This window comes from Bradyrhizobium sp. BEA-2-5 (assembly GCF_032918025.1).
Classification (GTDB): domain Bacteria; phylum Pseudomonadota; class Alphaproteobacteria; order Rhizobiales; family Xanthobacteraceae; genus Bradyrhizobium; species Bradyrhizobium pachyrhizi.
Window position 1 is genome coordinate 7,880,447 of sequence record NZ_CP136629.1, and the last position, 18,282, is coordinate 7,898,728.

Below are 18,282 nucleotides of genomic sequence, written 5' to 3' on the forward strand. Positions count from 1 at the left end.
GTTACCGTCCCCAGCGCAGCACGACCGGATCGAGTGTCCGCGCGATCTCGATCAGCCCCGCGCGGGTCGCCGGATGCAGCGGTTGCAGCGGGTGGCGCACCGCCTCGGACTTGATGACGCCGCCCTCGCGCATCAGCACCTTGCAGGCCTGCAGCCCGCATTGGCGATTTTCGTAATTGATCAGCGGCAGCCACCGCGCATAGGCCTGCATGGCCTCGTCGCGCCGGCCGGCGAAGAACGGATCGGTGATCTGGCGGATGCCGTCGGGATAGCCGCCGCCGGTCATGGCGCCAGTGGCGCCGGCGTCGAGATCGGCCAGCAGCGTGATCGCCTCCTCGCCGTCCCAGGGGCCTTCGATCTCGGCGCCGCCCTTCTCGATCAGACTGCGCAGCTTGTTTGCCGCCATCGGCACCTCGATCTTGAAATAACGGATGTTGGCGAATTCGCGCGCCAGCCGCGCCAGCAGCTCGACCGAGAGCGGCGTGCCGGCCACAGGCGCGTCCTGGATCATGATGGGGATGTCGATGGCATCCGACACCACCCGATAAAACTCATAGATGCCCGGCTCGCCGACGCGGAAGGTCGCGCCGTGATAGGGCGGCATCACCATCACCATGGCGGCGCCGGCAGCTTCCGCCTCGCGGCTGCGCGCCGCGCACACGGCCGAGCTGAAATGCGTGGTGGTCACGATCACGGGAACCCGGCCAGCCACATGTTCCAGCACCGCATGCATCACGGCCTCGCGCTCGGCGTCGGTGAGCACGAACTGCTCGGAGAAATTGGCGAGGATGCAGATGCCGTGCGAGCCGGCATCGATCATGAAATCGATGCAGCGCCGTTGTCCTTCGAGGTCGAGATTGCCGTTGGCGTCAAAGATGGTCGGCGCCACGGGGAAGACGCCGCGATAGGGGCGCTTTGCGACTGATGTCATGGTAACGACCTCCCAGGTTGTTGTCGGATTTTCTTGTCAGCTCTGGCGGAACGGCAGCGGCGGGCCATCGAGCCGGCGCAGGCCCGGCTCGCGCCGCTCCAGCCACCAACCATACTGCTTCGGCCAGGACGCGAACACCTCGCCGCCTCCACCGCCGAGCGCCAGCTCGGCATGCAGCGGCCAGTTCGGATCGAACAGCGCCTCGCGGCCGATCGCGACCAGATCGGCCTGGCCTTTGGCCAGGACGTCTTCGGCCTGCTGCGGATGCAGGATGAGGCCGACCGCGATGGTCGCAATGCCGGCGGCGCGGCGGATCTCATCGGCATAGGGCACCTGAAAGCCGTAGCCGCGCGGAATCCGCGCCGCGGTCGCCGAGCCGAGCAGTCCGCCCGACGAGCAATCGATCAAATCGGCACCGCGCGCCCTGGCTTCGCGGGCAAACGCGACCTGGTCCTCGAGCGTCAGGCCGCCGTCGATACCGTCGACCGAGGAGATCCGCACCGCCAGCGGCCGCTCCGCCGGCCAGGCCGCGCGCACGGTCTCGATGATCTCGAGCGGATAGCGCATCCGCCCGGCGCGGTCGCCGCCATAGGCATCGGTGCGGCGGTTCGACAATGGCGAGAGGAATTCGTGCAGCAGATAGCCATGCGCGCAATGCACCTCGACGAATTCGAAGCCGGCCTCAACCGCGCGCAAGGTGGCGCGCCGCCATTGCTCGCGCAGCGCGGCGAGTTCGGCCAGGTCGAGCGCGTGCGGCATCAGCCAGCCGTCTTCCATCGGGATCGCGCTCGGCGCCACCGTCCGCCACGGCAGATCGCCGCGAGCGCGATCGGCCTCATCGAGAGCGGCATTGCCGTACCAGGGACGCTGCATGCTGGCCTTGCGACCGGCATGCGCGAGCTGGATCGAGGGCACCGCGCCATTGTCCTTGAGGAAAGCGGCGATCCGCTCGAGCGGCGCGATCTGCTCGTCGTTCCAGATGCCGACATCGCCATGGGTGATGCGGCCCTCGGCGACAACCGCTGCGGCCTCGACCATCACGAGCCCGGCGCCGCCCTGGGCGAACTTGCCGAGATGCACGAGATGCCAGTCATTGGCGAGCCCGTCGGTCGCCGAATACTGGCACATCGGCGAGATCAGGATGCGGTTTCGGGAGGTCACGCCGCGAAGCGTGATCGGCTGAAACAGAAGCGGCTGCGACATCGGGACCTGCGGAAAGGTGTTGGCGGGAGAAATCGTGGCGGAAAGCTAGGCGGCGCGTCCCGAGATCGCAAGTCATGCCGCGGCGCAGGCGGCAAGACCTGCACGCATGCAGCACTTGCGCAACGGCGCGATCTGCAAAACCCGCAACATTTGCCGCAGAACAATTTCCCGGCTGGTAAACACTTTCAGTCATCCCTGGGTCACATCCACGGATCGCAATTCGTCGCGGACATCCCTACATTGCCGGCATGAAAAAGATCGGATTCCTCTCCTTCGGGCACTGGACGCCCTCGCCGCAATCGCAGACCCGCTCCGCCGGCGACACGCTGCTGCAATCGATCGAGCTTGCCGTTGCGGCGGAACAGCTAGGCGCAGACGGCGCCTATTTCCGCGTCCACCACTTCGCGCGGCAGCTGGCCTCGCCCTTCCCGCTGCTTGCGGCCGTCGGCGCCAAGACCAGCAGGATCGAGATCGGCACGGCCGTGATCGACATGCGCTATGAGAACCCGCTCTACATGGTGGAGGACGCAGGCAGCGCCGATCTCATCGCCGGCGGCCGGCTGCAACTCGGCATCAGCCGCGGCTCGCCGGAGCAGGTGATCGACGGCTGGCGCTATTTCGGCTATCAGCCGGCCGAAGGCCAGAGCGATGCCGACATGGGCCGGCGCCATGCCGAGGTCTTCCTCGACCTGCTCCGCGGCGAAGGTTTTGCCCAGCCCAATCCGCAGCCGATGTTTCCGAACCCGCCCGGCCTGCTTCGGCTCGAACCACTCTCGGAGGGCCTGCGCGAGCGGATCTGGTGGGGCGCCGGCTCGAACGCGACCGCGGTGTGGGCGGCGAAGCTCGGCATGAACCTGCAGAGCTCGACGCTGAAGAACGACGAGACCGGCGAGGCTTTCCATGTGCAGCAGGCCGCGCAAATCCGGGCCTATCGCGCCGCATGGAAGGAAGCCGGGCACACGCACGAGCCGCGGGTCTCGGTGAGCCGCAGCATCTTCGCGCTGGTCGACGATCGCGACCGCGCCTATTTCGGCAACGGACAGGAGGAAGACCAGATCGGCTTCATCGACGAGAGGACGCGCGCGATCTTCGGCCGCGGCTACGCCGCCGAGCCGGACAGGCTGATCGAGCAGCTCAAGACGGATGAGGCGATCGCGGAGGCCGATACCTTGCTCCTGACCGTCCCCAATCAGCTCGGCGTCGACTACAACGCGCATGTGATCGAGACGATCTTGACCCAGATCGCACCCGCTTTGGGCTGGCGCTAAATCCATCGCGAATGTCAGCGATACTCGACCGGCGCGCAGGCTCGTCACATCGAGCACGACAGGGATAAGGACCCGCGCCGGCCGTCTTCTAGGGGGGCTGTTGAGAGGGAACGGCCGGACGCGGGCTTGAACCGACCGTTCTCGCCGGAGGTCGGTCGGCTCTATTCGACCAATGCCGGAACCCGCGACATCGTTCCGGCGGAACTTCGTTCTCAAACGCGGAGAACTACGGAAACATAACTGCGCGTTGTGAGAAGAACAGGTTGAGTACGGTTCGTTAGGCGCGCACGTTGCGTGAACAGATCGCCGTAATATCCCGGGATGATCGCCCGAAGCTGGCTGGATTGCCACGCGGATTCCCTCGATCAGGAATCCCTGTCGCGATTGCGCCGAGTCAGATCGAGCCGCTCGACGCGCTCATCGATCCGCCGGTTCAGCTCCTCATCTTCTCGCGTATTGCTGCCGCGACGGGCGCGAACCACCAATGCACAACATCCGAGCAGAACGATCGCGAAGAGCGCGTAGTACCACCATGCCATGCACTGATCTCAAATCAACGCTCGCGATACGGCCGGAAAGGTCATCGTTCAGGCCGATGAGGACGCGCCGATCTCGGCGCATAATAGGGGTTCACCAGACAGGTTGCCGGAAGCCCAACGGCGCCGGCCTGACACTGTTCCAGCGACGTGAAGACGCAGTCCATGCGCTCGCCGACCAGCATACCGTAAACATGCATGCAGACGGGATAGCGCGGATCATACATTTGCGCGGATGCCGGCCTTGTCATCCAAAGCGCCCCTAGCGCAAGCAGCAGCGCTCCAAGCAACCTCACGTCACGTCTCCTGCTGTCGCGAAATACATTGCCTTGCCGACAAACGGTGCCTTGCCGACAAACTGTCCCGCGACATTTGCCTGAAGGCTGGAGCGGGCGAAGGGAATCGAACCCTCGTATGCAGCTTGGGAAGCTGCCGTTCTACCATTGAACTACGCCCGCGATCTCAATGCTTGAGGTCGCACCCTACGGTGCGACCGGCCGGACCATAGCCCGGGCGGAGCCAGCGGATCAAGCGCGCATTGAAGCCGATCGCCGCACCGCCCCGCTAATGGCCCATCCTCACGAGCACGTCATTGAGGACAAAAGCCGTGGCGGCGGATGCGTCGCAGGTGCCGCTTCGTGCATAGATGCAGGCATCGGCGATGCCGACGCGGGCACAGCTTTGCCTTGAAAAATCCGCCGGCAGATCACCGGCGGCCGCGGGCCGCGCAAGGATACGGTTGAAGGCCGGCCTGGTCGCCTGCAACAGCGGCGGCAGCATGAGCTCGGCGAGCGGATCGGCGGGCTCGAGCGCATAGAGCGGCACCGCCCCCACCAATCGTTCGCGACCCGGCAACAGCTGGAAACGAACATTGTAAAGTGCAAGGCCGCACATCTGCGGATCGCTGCGCAGTTCGGCGGCGAGCCGCGCCGCGCCGACACCACGCGTCCAGTAGTCGCGCATCCCTTCGCTGGCGCCGGCGAGCGTGACCGAGAGCAAGGCCCAGCCGCCGGTCACGATCGGCAACGCCCAGCGGCGCCACCCGGGTTTTGCGCGCAGCCATTGCACCCAATCGGCCGATCCCAGCGCCGCGACGATGATGAACAGCGCCACCGACAGGAAGACGAAGCGGTATTCCTTGTGCGCGATCAGGCTGTGGAAGACGAGGTTGACCAGCGCCACGGCCAGCAACAGCGGCGCATGGCGCGCGCCGCGCCAGATCGCGGCGAGCGGCAATACGATCGCCGCCGACCACACGATCAGGAAGTTGACGAGATAGGCCGAAGGGGGCGTCACGCCGAACTCGGTCGCGCGATCGTGCAGCAGGTTTTCCCTGATGTTGCCGATCAGCCAGGCGAACGGCACGGCGCCATGCGCAAGCTCGATCGCGGCGGAGAGCATCAGCGCGGCGAGACCGCCCGCGATCAAGGGAATCAGGTTTCGCCAACGCATCCAGCAGGCGCCGAGCGCAAGCACGGCGATGGCCGGCGCATACTGGAAGCGGCAGACAAAGGCAAAGGCGAGCAACGCGCCGCCGATCGCAAGATGCCGCCGCGACGGACGGCTGGTCACCAGCAGCGCCGCCGGCACGATCAGCGCCGTCGCCAACGGCTCGCCCAATGTGTGCGGCGCGAGCAGGATCAACTCGAACCAGACTGCCGCAGCGAACGCCGCGACGATGGCATGGGTTCGCGAGATCCGTGCACCAAAGAACCAGGCGCTGACCACGATCGACAGTGACGCAGATGCGGCGACCAGGCGCGGCACCAGGAAAGCGCCCTCGCCGCCCGGCGCAATCAAGCCGCCCACCGCGACCGGCCCGGCCAGCAATGTCGGCAGGAACCAGCCGCGAATGCCTTCGCGCCAGTCCCACGTCAAAATGCCGTCATGACCGAGCATCCGCCACGCCGGCTCGAGATATTGAAAGATCTCGTCCGGATACATCACGTTGGGCCAGAGCGCGGCCGCAAGGCGCAGGACCAATGCCAGCAACAACAATGCGAACAGCGGATGAAGACGCCCGGTCGATGTCCCGGCCACGGCGGTGCTGCCGCGCGCCGCATCCGCGCCGGTGCTGGTCATCGTTCCGCCGATCGTACCGTGGAGCAGCATGCTGACGACCAGATAGCGGGCAAAGCCTTTAAGATGCGTGACCGGAGGCTCGCCGGCCCGCGCGCAACCGCGCCACGGCATGCTTAACCGAACGTCAAGATTCCGGATGCGCGCGCCAGCGACGATGTTAAGATCGCGCGCATGGGGGCTGGTGGCGTCATGGCGGGGCGTGGGTACACCATTTTCGACACGGCGATCGGCCGATGCGGTATCGCGTGGGGCGAGCTCGGCGTGGCCGGCGTGCAGCTTCCCGAGCTGCGCGAGATCGAGACCCGCAAGCGACTATTCAAGCTTTATCCTGACGCGCGCGAGATGCGGCCTCCTGAAGAGGTCGCTGTCGCGATCGAGGGCATCGCCGCGACCTTGCGCGGCGGCAATGGTGAGCTTGCCGGCGTTGCGCTCGACATGAGCGGCATTCCGGCATTCAACGCGCGCGTCTATCAGTTTGTCCGCACCATTCCCCGCGGCGAAACCCGGACCTATGACGAGGTGGCGAGCGCCTTGCGCGCGTCCGGCGCGGTCTATTCGGTGGCACAGGCGCTCGGCCGCAATCCCTTCATGCTCATGGTGCCCTGCCACCGGGTGCTCGAGGCGGGCAATTATGCCGACCGGATCTCGCCGAACGGCGGCAGCATCTCGAAGCGGCGGCTGCTCTCGATCGAGGGCGCCCAGCCGACCACCAGCAAGACCCTTTTTGATGTGCTGCTGCCCGTTGCACGACTCCGGCCGCAAGCTTAAATCCCGGGTATGGTCCGAACCACGCTGCTGCAGCGCGATCGCATCACGGTGAACGAGTTTCGCTGTACGGCGGAACCCGGCGACGAGCCGTTCGCCGAGCAGTTCGCCTGCCACTCGGTGTCCTATGTGCGCAGCGGGAGCTTCGGCTGCCATTGCCGCGCCGGTTTCTTCGAGCTGGTGGCAGGCTCGATGTTGGTCGGCGCCCCCGGCGAGGAATACACCTGCACGCATGAGCACGTGTCCGGCGACGTCTGCCTGTCGTTCTTCCTGGACCCGGAGCTGGTCGAGACCATCGGCGACCGCGCGGCGGTCTGGCAGGTCGGCGCGACGCCGCCGCTGCCCGAGCTGATGGTGCTGGGCGAGCTCGCCCAGACGGCAGCAGATGGCAACAGCGACCTCGGTCTCGACGAGATCGGCCAGATCCTCGCCGGCCGCCTTGTCGAGCTGGTGTCCGACCGCAAGGCAAAGCCTCTCACCGCGGGCTTGCGCGACCGCCGCCGCGCGGTCGAGGCCGCGCTGTGGATCGACGACAACTCACACCATCAGATCGACCTCGACGATACCGCGGAGCAGGCCGGCTTGAGCACCTTCCATTTCCTGCGGCTGTTCTCGAGCGTGCTCGGCGTCACCCCGCATCAATATCTGGTGCGTTCGCGGCTGCGGCACGCCGCGCGGCTGCTCGCCGACGACGACATCGCGGTCACCGACATCGCCTATGACGTCGGTTTCGGCGACCTCTCCAATTTCGTGCGCAGCTTCCACCGCGCCGCCGGTGCCTCGCCGCTGAAGTTCCGCCAGGCCTCGCGCGGCGACCGCAAGATTTTCCAAGAACGTCTCGCGCTGCAATAGCTAGGCTGCTCCGGTCCGCGCGTCTTTCGATGCGCTTAGCGACTGGAGATTTCCCATGTACGACCATATCGGATTGCGCGTCGCCGACCTCGACGCCAGTGTCCGCTTCTACACCGCGGTGCTGGCACCACTCGGCTTCGTGCTCTGCTCGCGCGACGACAGCGGTGCCGGCTTCGGCCCGAAGGGCGAGCCCGCGCTCTGGCTGCATCTGCACAAGGGCAAGGCCCAAGGCGGCGCGCACGTTGCGTTCCGCGCGCCGAGCCATGACGCGATCAAGACATTCCATACCGAAGGCCTGAAAGCCGGCGGCAAGGACAACGGCGCGGCGGGCCACCGCAAGGACTACAGCCCGACCTATTATGCGGCGTTCTTGATCGACCCCGACGGCAACAATGTCGAGGCGGTTTCGACCTGAGCCTCAACCCGTCATGGCGAGGCGCGAAGCGACGAAGCAATCCATTCTTGCATACCGCTGTGAGGTGGATTGCCTCGCTTTGCTCGCAATGACGGTCCTTCAAATGCGACAGAAAGGACTCAACCTCATGGCTTCCATTTACAAAGACATCCCGATCGACGCGCCGGCAGATCATGTCTGGGACGCGGTGCGCGATTTCGGCGCGCTGTACCAGCGGCTGGTGCCGGGCTTCGTCACCGACACCAAGCTTGATGGCGACGTTCGCACCGTCAGCTTCGCCAACGGCACCGTGGCCCGCGAGACGCTGGTCGATTGCGACGACAAGCGGCAACGGCTGGTCTATGCGATCAGCAGCGAACGGTTGAAGCAGCATTCCGCCTCGGTGCAGGTGTTCGCCGAGGGCGACGCGCGCTGCCGGGTGGTGTGGATCGCCGACGTGCTGCCGCACGAGGTCGCGCCATACATGGACGCGCAGATGGACCTCGGCGCGGCGGCGATGCAAGCCGCGATGGCCAAATCGGCGAAGAACGCAGCGTAGCAGGGCTAAAGCGCGATGAGATTAAGTTGAATCGTCATCGCGCCTTAGCTCTTTGTTTGAGCATGATCTTTTCGGAAAACCGCTTCGCACTTTTCCGGATCATGCTTTAGCGGCCGGAAACTTTATCACCGTCACTCCCGCGCAAAGGTCGCCTTTGCGCGGCGATAACGGTATGAGAATTGTAGCGAGCGGCCTCCCCACGCCGTCGTTCTGGCGAAAGCCAGGACTCATAACCACCGAATTCGATTGAGCGTGCGATAGTGGCCCCAGCGTCGCATAACAACAAGCGGTTGGGGTAATGGGTCCCCTGAGTTCGCAAACGAAGTGCAACACTTCCTTGAGGAGGTGTTGCCATGGGGCGGACTTACAAGCAGCTCTCTCTGGACGACCGATGCGAGATTGCCTGCCTATCGGCCAATGGCAGCTCGGTCCGGCAAATCGCGGCAGCTCTGGATCGCTCGCCATCAACGGTCTCTCGGGAACTGAGGCGCAATCGGGGGAGCCAGGTCGGCTACAAGCCAAACTATGCCCAGCACCAGATGCGAGCGCGGCGCTGGACGGGCGGACGCCTCGAACGGGAGCCCGGCCTGCGCCGCGCGGTGTTGGAACGCCTTCGCCGGGGCTGGTCGCCCGAGCAGGTCGCCGGCCGGCTGGCCCGCGAGTCCGGGCGCAAGGTGATCTCGCACGAGACCATCTACCGCTTCATCTATGCCCAACTCAGGCGCACCACGGATTTCAACTGGCGGCGCTATCTGCCGCGCGCCAAGAGCAAGCGCGGCCGCCGCGGCAAGAGGGGCGGCAGCCCCGCAAGCTTCATCGAAGGCCGTGTTTCCTTGGCAAATCGGCCGATCGAAGTGGCCGACCGCAGCGTGCCCGGACACTGGGAGGCCGACCTGATGATGTTCTCGAAATACGGTCAGGCCGTGCTGACCGTGCACGAGCGCACCTCGCGTCTGCTGCTCGGCATCCGCCTTGCCAGCAAGGTCGCGCGCGGTGTCGCCCGCCATCTCGTGGGCTTCTTCGCGACCCTGCCACAGGAGCTGCGCCAGACCGTGACCTTCGACAACGGCACCGAGTTCGCCGGTCACCTGGCGCTGCACCGCCTCTCGATCGAGACCTTCTTCTGCGATCCCCACGCCCCCTGGCAGAAGGGCGGCATCGAGAACGCTATCGGCAGGATGCGCCGCTTTATTCCCCGCAAGACCGATCTCGTAACCCTCTCGACCGCCAGATTCCGCCAGTTCATCGCCGCCTACAACAACACCCCGCGCAAATGCCTTGACTACCGCACGCCTGCCGAGGCCTTTGCTCAAGTGTTGCACTTCGAATGTGAATCTACCTCCTGGCTTTCGCCAGGACGACGCTGAATGCATGCACATCCTCTCAGGATGACGGTGTGAGAGCCGAGACGGCACTTTCGGCGGTTCAAGATAGCGCCGGCTGCGGCTCGGCGACCGGCGCCGACTTGCCCCAGCGCGTCAGGATCACGCTGAGGCAGGACAGCACGCCGAGCACGCCCATCGAGGCGGCGGCGAGTGCGAAGAAGCTCTGCGCGCTGGCGCCGTGCGTCGACAGCCACCAGCCGACGGCCGCGATATAGATCAGCCGCGCCGTCTGCGCGAGCACCGGGCCGATCACCTTGGCGGCGCCTTGCGAGGAGAAATACATCGTCGTTGCAAGGCCGAAGAAGGCGTAGAACGGCCCGACGGTCGAGAGATATTGATGGCTCGTCGCGCGCACGTGCGGATCACTGGTGAACAGGTTGACCCAGAGATCGGGGAAGACGGCGATGAAGCTGCCGACCACGCCGACCGCAAGGAACGACACCGTGCCCGCGATCCAGGTGATGCGCCGGGCGCGTGCGATGCGGCCTGCGCCGATCGCCATACCGACCATCGGCACACAGGCGATGCCGAACGAGAACGCGATCGAGGTCAGCAGAAACTCGAGCCGCGCGCCGATGCCGTAACCGGCGAGGATCGCGGTGCCGAACTTCGCCAGCATGTGGGTGAAGATCGAGATCGTCAGCACCGATTGCAGCGGCGAGAAGCAGGCGATGGCGCCGACCTTGAGGATGTCGAAGAACATCGCCCATCGCACGCGCAGCCCCTTGAGTTTCGGCTTCACGCGGGCGCGGCCCGAGAACAGATACCAGCCCATCACGCTGATGCTGATCGAATAGGCGATCAGCGAACCCGCGGCGACGCCGCGCATTCCGAACTGCGGCACCGGTCCGAGACCGAGACCCAGCGTGCCGCCGAGCACGATCTGCCAGGCCGCGGAGTTGAGGATGAGAAATGACGGCAGCTTCATGTTGCCGGTGCCGCGCAGGACACCCGCCATGGTGTTGAGCAACCAGGGCAGCACGGCGCCGCCGAAAAACACCTGCGTGTAGGCGATCGCATGCGTCAGCACGGCGCCGCGGCCGCCAAGCATTTCGAGCACCCTGGGTCCGAAGATCAGCATGCCCAGCATGAAGGTCAAACCAAAGGTCAGGCCGATCAGCATCGCATGCACGGCGAGCGTTCCGGCGCGCTCGCGATCGCCGGCGCCGAGCGCACGCGCGATGGCCGAGGCCACCGCACCGCCCATGGCGCCGCCCGACATCGTCATGGTCAGGATCACGGTCGGAAACACCAACGCCATCGCCGCCAGCGCCTCGACACCGAGCCGGCCGACATAAGAGGTCTCCGCGATCACCACGCAGATGCCGGCCGACAAGCCGATCACGTTCGGCCAGGCGAGGGAGAGCAGCGTGCGCAGGATCGGCCCGTCGGTCAGCGCATTGCGCGCCGGCTTGGTCACCGGCGGCGGCAGCGGCCGCTCTTGTTCGTCAACAGGTATTTCGGCGAGGCCGAGATCGGACATTTCTACTCCCACGCGCGATCTGGGGAGCCGCGCCATGGTGTTTCCCTACCATGGCAACGGCGGAATCCACGTGCGCGGGACGCAAGGGGGGCCTGCGCGATTGCAGGTGAACCCGGATGAACCTTGGCGCTAGCCGATCGACCAGACGAACGGTGCGCCGGCGGTGCTATTCGGCTTCAGATGCACCGGAATATGCCGCCCGCAGCCGGCCGCCAGCCCTTCGAACAGGCCGGTCAGCACGCTGGCGCAGGCCGGATGATAATCGGCGACGTCGGCCATCAGCTTCCAGCCCTGCTGGCGGATTTCGAACTGGCCCTCGGACTCGGTGATGTCAGCGACATCGTCCTGCGACTCGAAGAGAGTGCGCAGGAATGCGGCAAATTCCGTGGTACGGCCACGGCTGCCGCCGAGCGCCTGCGCAACCTCGTCGAAATATTGCATGCCGATCAGCTTGCCCGTGAGATGCAGCAGATAGCCGGCATCCTCCGGACCGAACAGCTGCACCATCACGGGCGCGGCGGTGCGGACATATTCCATGGCGTAGTTGCGATAGGCCTTTTCCAGACGCGGCTTCGGCCAGCTCGCGACCGGCAGCGCCGGCGCGGTCCCGGGATCGAACGGCGGCGCCTCGAGATGGCGCGCGAACACCAGGCGCTGATCGAGCTCGAGCGGATGATCGTATTCGCAATAATAGCCTTCGAGCCCATCCTGGCCATCGACGCTCTGCTTGGTGCAGACGAAGCCGAGCCTGAGATCACCAAGCGCAACGCCGTTGTTGGCGTGCCAGCCACGCAGCATCGCGCGGCTGACCTCGCCCGGCACGCCGCAGATCGCGGTGCCCCTCCAGATCCAGCGCGGCGGCGGATAGCGGATCCAGGCCTTGGCGTCGCTCTCATACATGTATTCGACATGCACGCCGCCGATCCAGTTGGAGAGATAGTGATATTGCGCCGCCGCGACCGCGGGCGGCAGACCTTTAAGCCCGAGCTTCTCGAGCCCGGGCAGGAAACGCTCCTGCTGCTGGCGGCGGAACACACGGAAGACGAATTCCGCAGCATCCGCTGTCCCGCGCCGAGTCACCACGGTGAGGATGAGGCCGGTGAAATAAGCATGATAGAGGTCGGCGACGCCGCGCCACTTCCGCCATTGCGCTTCCTGTGCGCTTTCGCCTGCGGTCATGTTCGCTCCCTGGCTGTTGTTGGCGAGGCGAGCTCGCATGCGCAATCGTAGCCCGGATGGAGCGAAGCGCAATCCGGGGCAGCTCAATGCGCGTATGCAGCGTCCCGGATTTCGCTATGCTTCATCCGGGCTACGGAACACGCGCGCGAAACGGAATTGCACCCGAAATCCTTGGAGAGCTTCTGGAAGTGTGTCATCGGCATAGGCGCGACGCAACCAGACACATATTCGGTGTCATCGCCCGACTTGATCGGGCGATCCAGTATTCCAGAGACAGACGTTGTCGATGGAGAGGCCGCGGCGTACTGGATTCCCCGCTTTCGCGGGGAATGACAACGAGTGGGAAGTCCGAGCTACGGAATTACGCACGCGCGCGAAACTGAAATGTGTCATTCGCCGAAGAGACGGCGCAACCAACACACACTCGGTGTCATCGCCCGACTTGATCGGCGATCCAGTATTCCAGAGACAGTTGTTGTCGATGGAGAAGCCGCGGCGTACTGGATTCCCCGCTTTCGCGGGGAATGACGGCGGAGAATGACGCGAAATCCGGCGCGCGGAATTACACGCGCGCGAAACGGAATTACACCCGAAAATGCTTGCTCAGCTTCAGGCCCTGCGCCTGGTAGTTGGAACCGATGCGCTGGCCGTACATCGCGTCGGGGCGGGCGAGCATCTTTTCATAGACGAGGCGACCGACAATCTGGCCGTGCTCGAGGATGAACGGCACCTCGCGCGAGCGCACCTCAAGCACGGCACGCGAGCCCTGGCCGCCGGCGCCGGCATAGCCGAAGCCGGGATCGAAGAATCCGGCATAGTGCACGCGGAACTCGCCCACCAAGGGATCGAACGGCACCATCTCCGCGGCGTAGTCGGGCGGCACCTGCACAGCTTCCTTGGAGGCGAGGATGTAGAACTCGCCGGGATCGAGGATGAGGCTGCCGTCGGGGCGGGCCGAGATCGGCTCCCAGAAGTCTTCGACCGCGTAGCCGGAGCGGCGATCGACGTCGACGACACCGGTGTGGCGCTTGGCGCGATAGCCGACGAAGCCGCTCGCCTTCTCGCCGGAGAGGTCGACGGAGACGGCGACGCCGCCGGAGAGGTCGGCATCGTCGATGTCGACGAGGCGCTCGGCGGCATGCAGCGTCTCGAGCTCGTCGGCGGTCAACGTCGCCTCGCCGATCCGGAAGCGGACCTGGCTGAGGCGCGAGCCCTCGCGCACCAGCACCGGAAAGGTCTTCGGGCTGATCTCGGCATAGAGCGGGCCATGATAGCCGGCGCCGATCATGTCGAAGCGGCGGGTGCCGTCGGCGATCACGCGGGTGAAGACGTCGAGCCGGCCGGTCGAGCTCTTGGGGTTGGCTGCCGCGACGATTTCCGGCGGCAGCGCCAGGCTTTCCAGCAGCGGCACGATGTACACGCAGTTGGTCTCCAGCACCGCGCCGTCGGCGAGGCTGAACTCGTGCAGCTTCAATTCATCGATGCGTTCGGCGACCGTGGCGCCGGGACCGGGCAGGAAGCTCGCGCGGACGCGATAGGCGATATCGCCGAGGCGCAGATCGAGGCTTGCCGGCTGGATCTGGCTCTCGACAAAGTCGTATTCGGGCAGGATGAGCCCCGCTTCCGCCATCGCCGCGATCATGCGGTCGGGCAGGATACCATTGGATTCATCTTCCAGCGTGAACGACACGATGCGGTCCCTCGGCGATCCCTCGAGATGGCCCAAAAATCATACTCCAGGCGGCCATCAAGCCCCAAAATATGGGCTTTTACGGGTTATCCGATGACCGTCTTGACGGAAAGGGCGCGAGGGAATATGAGCATCACTTATCCCGTGGTGATTTGAGCCGGCCGGCTTGCAGCCACGTTAAATAAGTCGCTAAACAGGCCGGGGACCTCTGTGATCCCGGCCAGTGGAGATATCCAGGCCGGTTTTTTTGTGACCGTTCTCCAGAGGAAATGGCCACCTCGGAGGTCACATGTCTGAATCTGAAACCACGGCCCGCTTTCGTCCCGAAACCCGCTTGGTCCATTCCGGGACCCTGCGCTCGCAATTTGGCGAGACGTCGGAGGCGCTGTTCCTCACCCAAGGCTACGTCTACAACAGCGCCGAGGAGTGCGAGGCGCGGTTCAAGGGCGAGGATCCCGGCTTCATCTATTCGCGCTACTCCAACCCCACCATCGCGATGTTCGAGCGCCGCATGATCGAGCTCGAAGGCGCCGAAGCCGCCCGCTCGGCGGCGACCGGCATGGCCGCGGTGACGACCGCGATCCTCGCACCGCTCAAGGCCGGCGATCACGTCGTGGCTTCGCGCGCCCTGTTCGGCTCGTGCCTCTACGTCATCCAGGACTTGTTGCCGCGCTACGGCATCGAGACCACGCTGGTCGACGGGCTCGATCTCGACCAATGGCAGCGCGCGCTGAAGCCCAACACGAAAACGTTCTTCCTGGAGAGCCCGACCAACCCGACCCTCGACGTGCTGGACATCCCCGGGATCGCCGAGATCGCGCACAGGGGTGGCGCGCGGCTCGTGGTCGACAACGTGTTCGCCACTCCGATCTGGCAGAGCCCGCTCGCGCTAGGGGCCGACGTGGTCGTCTATTCCGCGACCAAGCATATCGACGGCCAGGGCCGGTGCCTGGGCGGCATCATCCTGTCGTCGGAAGCCTTCATCGCTGAGCACATCCACAATTTCATGCGCCAGACCGGCCCCTCGATCTCTCCGTTCAATGCCTGGGTCCTGCTCAAGGGCCTGGAGACGCTGGGCGTGCGTGTGCGCGCGCAGACCGAGACTGCAGCGCGCATTGCCGAGGTGCTGGCGAGCCATCCGAAGATCTCGCGGCTGGTCTATCCCGGCCGCGCCGATCATCCGCAGGCAGCTTTGGTGAAGAAGCAGATGCGCGGGGGCTCGACCCTGGTCGGCTTCGAGGTCAAGGGCGGCAAGGCCGGCGCCTTCCGCTGCCTCAACGCGCTGAAGATCTCGCGGATCTCGAACAATCTCGGCGACGCCAAGAGCCTCGTCACGCATCCGGCGACGACGACGCATCAGCGCCTGAAGCCGGAGGACCGTGCCGCGCTCGGGATCAGCGAGGGGTTCATTCGCTTCTCCGCGGGGCTCGAACATGCCGACGATCTGATCGAGGACTTCGAGCGCGCGCTGGAGCAGGTTTGAGGCAAACGCCTCTCGCGGGCGGCGTGCGCCGTTCTTTCGGCGTCGTCGTGGCCGGGCTTGTCCCGGCCATCCACGTCTTGCTCGCAGCAACCGCCAAAGACGTGGATGCCCGGCACGAGGCCGGGCATGACGAGATCGTGGGACGATTGCGCGCTATCTCTTAAAGCGCGATGAGATTAGGTTGAATCGTCATCGCGCCTTAGCTCTTTGTTTGAGCATGATCTTTTCGGAAAACCGCTTCGCACTTTTCCGGATCATGCTTTAGAGCGATTGACCTTACGTCGCGGCCGTCGTGACGCCGCCGTCGATGACGATGGTCTGGCCGGTCATGAAGCTCGATGCGTCCGAGGCGAGGTAGGCGACCGCGCCGGCGATTTCGTCGGGCTCGCCGATGCGGCGGAGCGGGGTGGTGGCGGTGCGGCGCTTCAGATTGGCTTCGTCTTCCCACAGCGCGCGGGCGAAGTCGGTCTTGACCAGGCCGGGCGCGATGCAGTTGACGCGCACGCCTTTCGGGCCCCATTCGCCCGCGAGCGAACGGCACAGCGCGAAATCGGCGGCTTTCGAGATGCCGTAGGCGCCGATCACGGTGGAGCCGCGCAAGCCCCCGATGGAGGAAATGATGACGACGGAGCCGTTGCCGCGCTCCGCCATCTGCGGGATCGTGAGCGCGGAAAGCCAGATGTTGCTCTTGACGTTCGAGCCCATGATCTTGTCGAAGGCTTCATCCGGGATGTCGAGCAGCGGGCCGTAATACGGGTTCACTGCGGCGTTGCAGACGAGGACGTCGATCTTGCCGTAATGCTTCGTGGCACCCGCGATCAGCGCCTCGACCTCGTTCTTGCGCGCGATGTTGCAGGGAATGACGGTTGCCTCGCCACCGGACGCGTTGATGCCGTCGGCGACTTCCTTGCAGGCCTCGGCCTTGCGCGAGGACACCACGACCTTGGCGCCCAGCTTCGCCAGGAGCTCGGCGGAGGAGCGGCCGATGCCGCGGCTGGAGCCGGTGACCACGGCGACCTTGCCGGTGAGATCGAACGGGGTGTTTTTCATTGTTGTTGTTTCCCTGTTATTGGCACGTCATTCCGGGGCGCGACGCAGTCGCGAACCTCAGATGCGCAATCGCGCATCGGGGGAATCCGGAGATGTGGCGCGAGATTCCGGGTTCTCGCTTCGCGAGCCCCGGAATGACGGGGACAACTTACGCCAGCAGCCCACCGCCCTCGCTGACGCGACGGAGGTGGTAGTCGGTGTCGCCGAAGGTGTTCTCGATCATGGTGAGGCGCTTGAAGTAGTGGCCGATTCTGGCCTCCATGGTCATGCCGATGCCGCCGTGGAGCTGGATCGACTGCTGGCCGACGAATTTCAGCGACTTGCCGATCTGCACCTTGGCCGCGGCGACCGCTGACGCACGCTCCTTGGCATCGTCGAAGTCCGACGCCATGGTGGCGAACATCGACATGCTGCGGGCCTGCTCCAGCGCGACGAACATGTCGGAGGCGCGGTGCTGGAGCGACTGGAACGAGCCGATCGCGACGCCGAACTGCTTGCGCGTCTTGATGTACTCGACCGTGGTCTTGAGCGATTCGTCCATCAGGCCGACCGCCTCGGCGCAGAGCGCGACGCGGGCTTCGTCGACTACGCGCTCGATCAGGGGCAGGCCGTTCTCGGGATCGCCGATCGCAGCGTCAGCACCGACCTCGACACCGGTGAAGGTGATGTCGGCGGCGTGCAGGCCGTCCTGGGTCGGATAGCCCTTCCTGGCGACGCCCTTGGCATTCGCGGGCACCAGGAACACGCCGATGCCGCTTTTGTCACGGCGATCGCCCTTGGTGCGTGCGGTGACGATCAACGTGTCGGCGCTCTCGCCGTTGAGCACGACAAACTTCTCGCCGTCGATGACCCAGGCATCGGCCTTCTTCTTCGCGGTCGTCGAGACGTCGAAGAGATCGTAGCGCGAGTTCTTCTCGAGCTGGGCGAAGGCGAGCGTCTTGCTGCCGTCGATGATGCCGGGAATGTACTTGGCCTTCTGCTCGGCCGAGCCGGCATGGCGCAGGAAGCCGCCGCCGATCACCACGGTCGCCAGATACGGCTCGAGCACCAGCGCCTTGCCGAGCGCTTCCATCACGATCATGGTCTCGACGCCGCCGCCGCCGAAGCCGCCATCGGCCTCGCTGAAGGGCAGGCCGAGCAGGCCCTGCTCGGCGAGCTTGAGCCAGACCGTTCTGCTCCAGCCGCCCTTCTCCTTCATGTACTTCTTGCGCTGCTCGAAATCGTAGGAATCGGTCAGCAGGCCGTCGATGCTTTCCTTGAGAAGCCGCTGCTCCTCGGACAGATCAAAATCCATGTTTCTCTCCAAAATCAAGCGGGCACTGCTGTTGCCCAGATCCCCGATCGTCATCCCCGCGAAAGCGGGGATCCAGTACTCGGCGGCCATCATTGGGAATTCTGACCGCCGCGGCGTACTGGGTCCCC

At 65.1% G+C, this 18,282-nt stretch carries 17 protein-coding genes, 1 tRNA gene and 1 riboswitch; of the genes, 7 read left to right on the forward strand and 11 right to left on the reverse strand.

Annotated elements, in window-relative coordinates; genetic code table 11:
• Position 1 precedes the first annotated feature (1 nt).
• Complete coding sequence (locus RX327_RS36795) at positions 2-931, reverse strand: dihydrodipicolinate synthase family protein (protein ID WP_317248807.1); 930 nt, start codon at positions 929-931, stop codon at positions 2-4.
• 36 nt (positions 932-967) lie between these two features.
• Positions 968-2,134, reverse strand: a complete 1,167-nt coding sequence (locus tag RX327_RS36800; RefSeq protein WP_050382650.1) for an NADH:flavin oxidoreductase/NADH oxidase — start codon at positions 2,132-2,134, stop codon at positions 968-970.
• Between the two features lie 248 nt (positions 2,135-2,382).
• Between RX327_RS36800 and RX327_RS36805 the strand changes: the two genes are divergently transcribed.
• Positions 2,383-3,402, forward strand: a complete 1,020-nt coding sequence (locus RX327_RS36805) for an LLM class flavin-dependent oxidoreductase (RefSeq protein WP_317248808.1) — start codon at positions 2,383-2,385, stop codon at positions 3,400-3,402.
• Between the two features lie 365 nt (positions 3,403-3,767).
• Here RX327_RS36805 and RX327_RS36810 read toward each other — a convergent pair whose 3' ends face one another.
• The 4 genes from RX327_RS36810 to RX327_RS36825 all read right to left on the reverse strand — a co-directional run bounded on the left by RX327_RS36810 (position 3,768) and on the right by RX327_RS36825 (position 6,131).
• Positions 3,768-3,941 carry a hypothetical protein gene (locus RX327_RS36810; protein ID WP_167350363.1) on the reverse strand — a complete coding sequence of 58 codons (174 nt, stop codon included), beginning with the start codon at positions 3,939-3,941 and terminating at the stop codon, positions 3,768-3,770.
• A 41-nt stretch (positions 3,942-3,982) separates the two neighbouring features.
• The gene (locus RX327_RS36815) at positions 3,983-4,189 is read right to left on the reverse strand and encodes a DUF3551 domain-containing protein (RefSeq protein ID WP_244481677.1); all 207 of its coding nucleotides are present in this window, start codon (positions 4,187-4,189) and stop codon (positions 3,983-3,985) included.
• 133 nt (positions 4,190-4,322) lie between these two features.
• Positions 4,323-4,396: transfer RNA gene (locus tag RX327_RS36820), tRNA-Gly, on the reverse strand.
• Between the two features lie 106 nt (positions 4,397-4,502).
• Entirely contained in the window at positions 4,503-6,131 is a 1,629-nt protein-coding gene (locus tag RX327_RS36825; RefSeq protein ID WP_244481676.1) for a 4-amino-4-deoxy-L-arabinose transferase, read from the reverse strand.
• Between the two features lie 78 nt (positions 6,132-6,209).
• On the opposite strand from RX327_RS36825, the gene RX327_RS36830 reads away from it, so the two are divergent.
• The 5 genes from RX327_RS36830 to RX327_RS36850 all read left to right on the forward strand — a co-directional run bounded on the left by RX327_RS36830 (position 6,210) and on the right by RX327_RS36850 (position 9,957).
• Positions 6,210-6,788 carry a methylated-DNA--[protein]-cysteine S-methyltransferase gene (locus RX327_RS36830; RefSeq protein WP_050382646.1) on the forward strand — a complete coding sequence of 193 codons (579 nt, stop codon included), beginning with the start codon at positions 6,210-6,212 and terminating at the stop codon, positions 6,786-6,788.
• Positions 6,789-6,797: 9 nt separating this feature from the next.
• Complete coding sequence (locus RX327_RS36835; RefSeq protein WP_317248809.1) at positions 6,798-7,637, forward strand: AraC family transcriptional regulator; 840 nt, start codon at positions 6,798-6,800, stop codon at positions 7,635-7,637.
• Between the two features lie 55 nt (positions 7,638-7,692).
• Positions 7,693-8,052, forward strand: coding sequence for a VOC family protein (locus RX327_RS36840; protein WP_317248810.1), 360 nt, complete (start codon positions 7,693-7,695; stop codon positions 8,050-8,052).
• 127 nt (positions 8,053-8,179) lie between these two features.
• On the forward strand, positions 8,180-8,590 hold the full coding sequence (locus RX327_RS36845; protein ID WP_317248811.1) for an SRPBCC family protein: 411 nt from the start codon (positions 8,180-8,182) through the stop codon (positions 8,588-8,590).
• Between the two features lie 353 nt (positions 8,591-8,943).
• Positions 8,944-9,957 carry an IS30 family transposase gene (locus RX327_RS36850; protein WP_317248812.1) on the forward strand — a complete coding sequence of 338 codons (1,014 nt, stop codon included), beginning with the start codon at positions 8,944-8,946 and terminating at the stop codon, positions 9,955-9,957.
• Positions 9,958-10,015: 58 nt separating this feature from the next.
• Here the strand turns inward: RX327_RS36850 and RX327_RS36855 are convergent, their stop codons facing one another.
• From RX327_RS36855 to RX327_RS36865, 3 genes are all read right to left on the reverse strand, one after another.
• On the reverse strand, positions 10,016-11,458 hold the full coding sequence (locus RX327_RS36855; protein ID WP_317248813.1) for an MATE family efflux transporter: 1,443 nt from the start codon (positions 11,456-11,458) through the stop codon (positions 10,016-10,018).
• A gap of 129 nt (positions 11,459-11,587) precedes the next feature.
• Entirely contained in the window at positions 11,588-12,637 is a 1,050-nt protein-coding gene (locus RX327_RS36860; protein WP_317248814.1) for a hypothetical protein, read from the reverse strand.
• Between the two features lie 583 nt (positions 12,638-13,220).
• Positions 13,221-14,279: a 2'-deoxycytidine 5'-triphosphate deaminase gene (locus RX327_RS36865; protein WP_410712224.1), complete on the reverse strand. Its 1,059-nt coding sequence runs from the start codon at positions 14,277-14,279 to the stop codon at positions 13,221-13,223.
• Positions 14,280-14,461: 182 nt separating this feature from the next.
• A riboswitch (SAM riboswitch) is annotated at positions 14,462-14,541 on the forward strand.
• 75 nt (positions 14,542-14,616) lie between these two features.
• Here RX327_RS36865 and RX327_RS36870 point away from each other — a divergent pair.
• Complete coding sequence (locus tag RX327_RS36870) at positions 14,617-15,810, forward strand: O-succinylhomoserine sulfhydrylase (protein WP_317248815.1); 1,194 nt, start codon at positions 14,617-14,619, stop codon at positions 15,808-15,810.
• A 276-nt stretch (positions 15,811-16,086) separates the two neighbouring features.
• On the opposite strand, the gene RX327_RS36875 is transcribed toward RX327_RS36870, so the two are convergent.
• On the reverse strand, positions 16,087-16,860 hold the full coding sequence (locus tag RX327_RS36875; protein ID WP_317248816.1) for an SDR family oxidoreductase: 774 nt from the start codon (positions 16,858-16,860) through the stop codon (positions 16,087-16,089).
• Between the two features lie 148 nt (positions 16,861-17,008).
• Entirely contained in the window at positions 17,009-18,154 is a 1,146-nt protein-coding gene (gene pimD, locus RX327_RS36880; protein WP_317248817.1) for a pimeloyl-CoA dehydrogenase small subunit, read from the reverse strand.
• Positions 18,155-18,282: the final 128 nt, after the last annotated feature.

Coding starts and splice junctions, on each gene's coding strand:
- RX327_RS36795 (WP_317248807.1), bottom strand. CDS start 931: ATGACATCAGTCGCAAAGCGCCCCTATCGCGGCGTCTTCCCCGTGGCG.
- RX327_RS36800 (WP_050382650.1), bottom strand. CDS start 2,134: ATGTCGCAGCCGCTTCTGTTTCAGCCGATCACGCTTCGCGGCGTGACC.
- RX327_RS36805 (WP_317248808.1), top strand. CDS start 2,383: ATGAAAAAGATCGGATTCCTCTCCTTCGGGCACTGGACGCCCTCGCCG.
- RX327_RS36810 (WP_167350363.1), bottom strand. CDS start 3,941: ATGGCATGGTGGTACTACGCGCTCTTCGCGATCGTTCTGCTCGGATGT.
- RX327_RS36815 (WP_244481677.1), bottom strand. CDS start 4,189: ATGACAAGGCCGGCATCCGCGCAAATGTATGATCCGCGCTATCCCGTC.
- RX327_RS36825 (WP_244481676.1), bottom strand. CDS start 6,131: ATGCCGTGGCGCGGTTGCGCGCGGGCCGGCGAGCCTCCGGTCACGCAT.
- RX327_RS36830 (WP_050382646.1), top strand. CDS start 6,210: ATGGCGGGGCGTGGGTACACCATTTTCGACACGGCGATCGGCCGATGC.
- RX327_RS36835 (WP_317248809.1), top strand. CDS start 6,798: ATGGTCCGAACCACGCTGCTGCAGCGCGATCGCATCACGGTGAACGAG.
- RX327_RS36840 (WP_317248810.1), top strand. CDS start 7,693: ATGTACGACCATATCGGATTGCGCGTCGCCGACCTCGACGCCAGTGTC.
- RX327_RS36845 (WP_317248811.1), top strand. CDS start 8,180: ATGGCTTCCATTTACAAAGACATCCCGATCGACGCGCCGGCAGATCAT.
- RX327_RS36850 (WP_317248812.1), top strand. CDS start 8,944: ATGGGGCGGACTTACAAGCAGCTCTCTCTGGACGACCGATGCGAGATT.
- RX327_RS36855 (WP_317248813.1), bottom strand. CDS start 11,458: ATGTCCGATCTCGGCCTCGCCGAAATACCTGTTGACGAACAAGAGCGG.
- RX327_RS36860 (WP_317248814.1), bottom strand. CDS start 12,637: ATGACCGCAGGCGAAAGCGCACAGGAAGCGCAATGGCGGAAGTGGCGC.
- RX327_RS36865 (WP_410712224.1), bottom strand. CDS start 14,279: ATGATCGCGGCGATGGCGGAAGCGGGGCTCATCCTGCCCGAATACGAC.
- RX327_RS36870 (WP_317248815.1), top strand. CDS start 14,617: ATGTCTGAATCTGAAACCACGGCCCGCTTTCGTCCCGAAACCCGCTTG.
- RX327_RS36875 (WP_317248816.1), bottom strand. CDS start 16,860: ATGAAAAACACCCCGTTCGATCTCACCGGCAAGGTCGCCGTGGTCACC.
- pimD (WP_317248817.1), bottom strand. CDS start 18,154: ATGGATTTTGATCTGTCCGAGGAGCAGCGGCTTCTCAAGGAAAGCATC.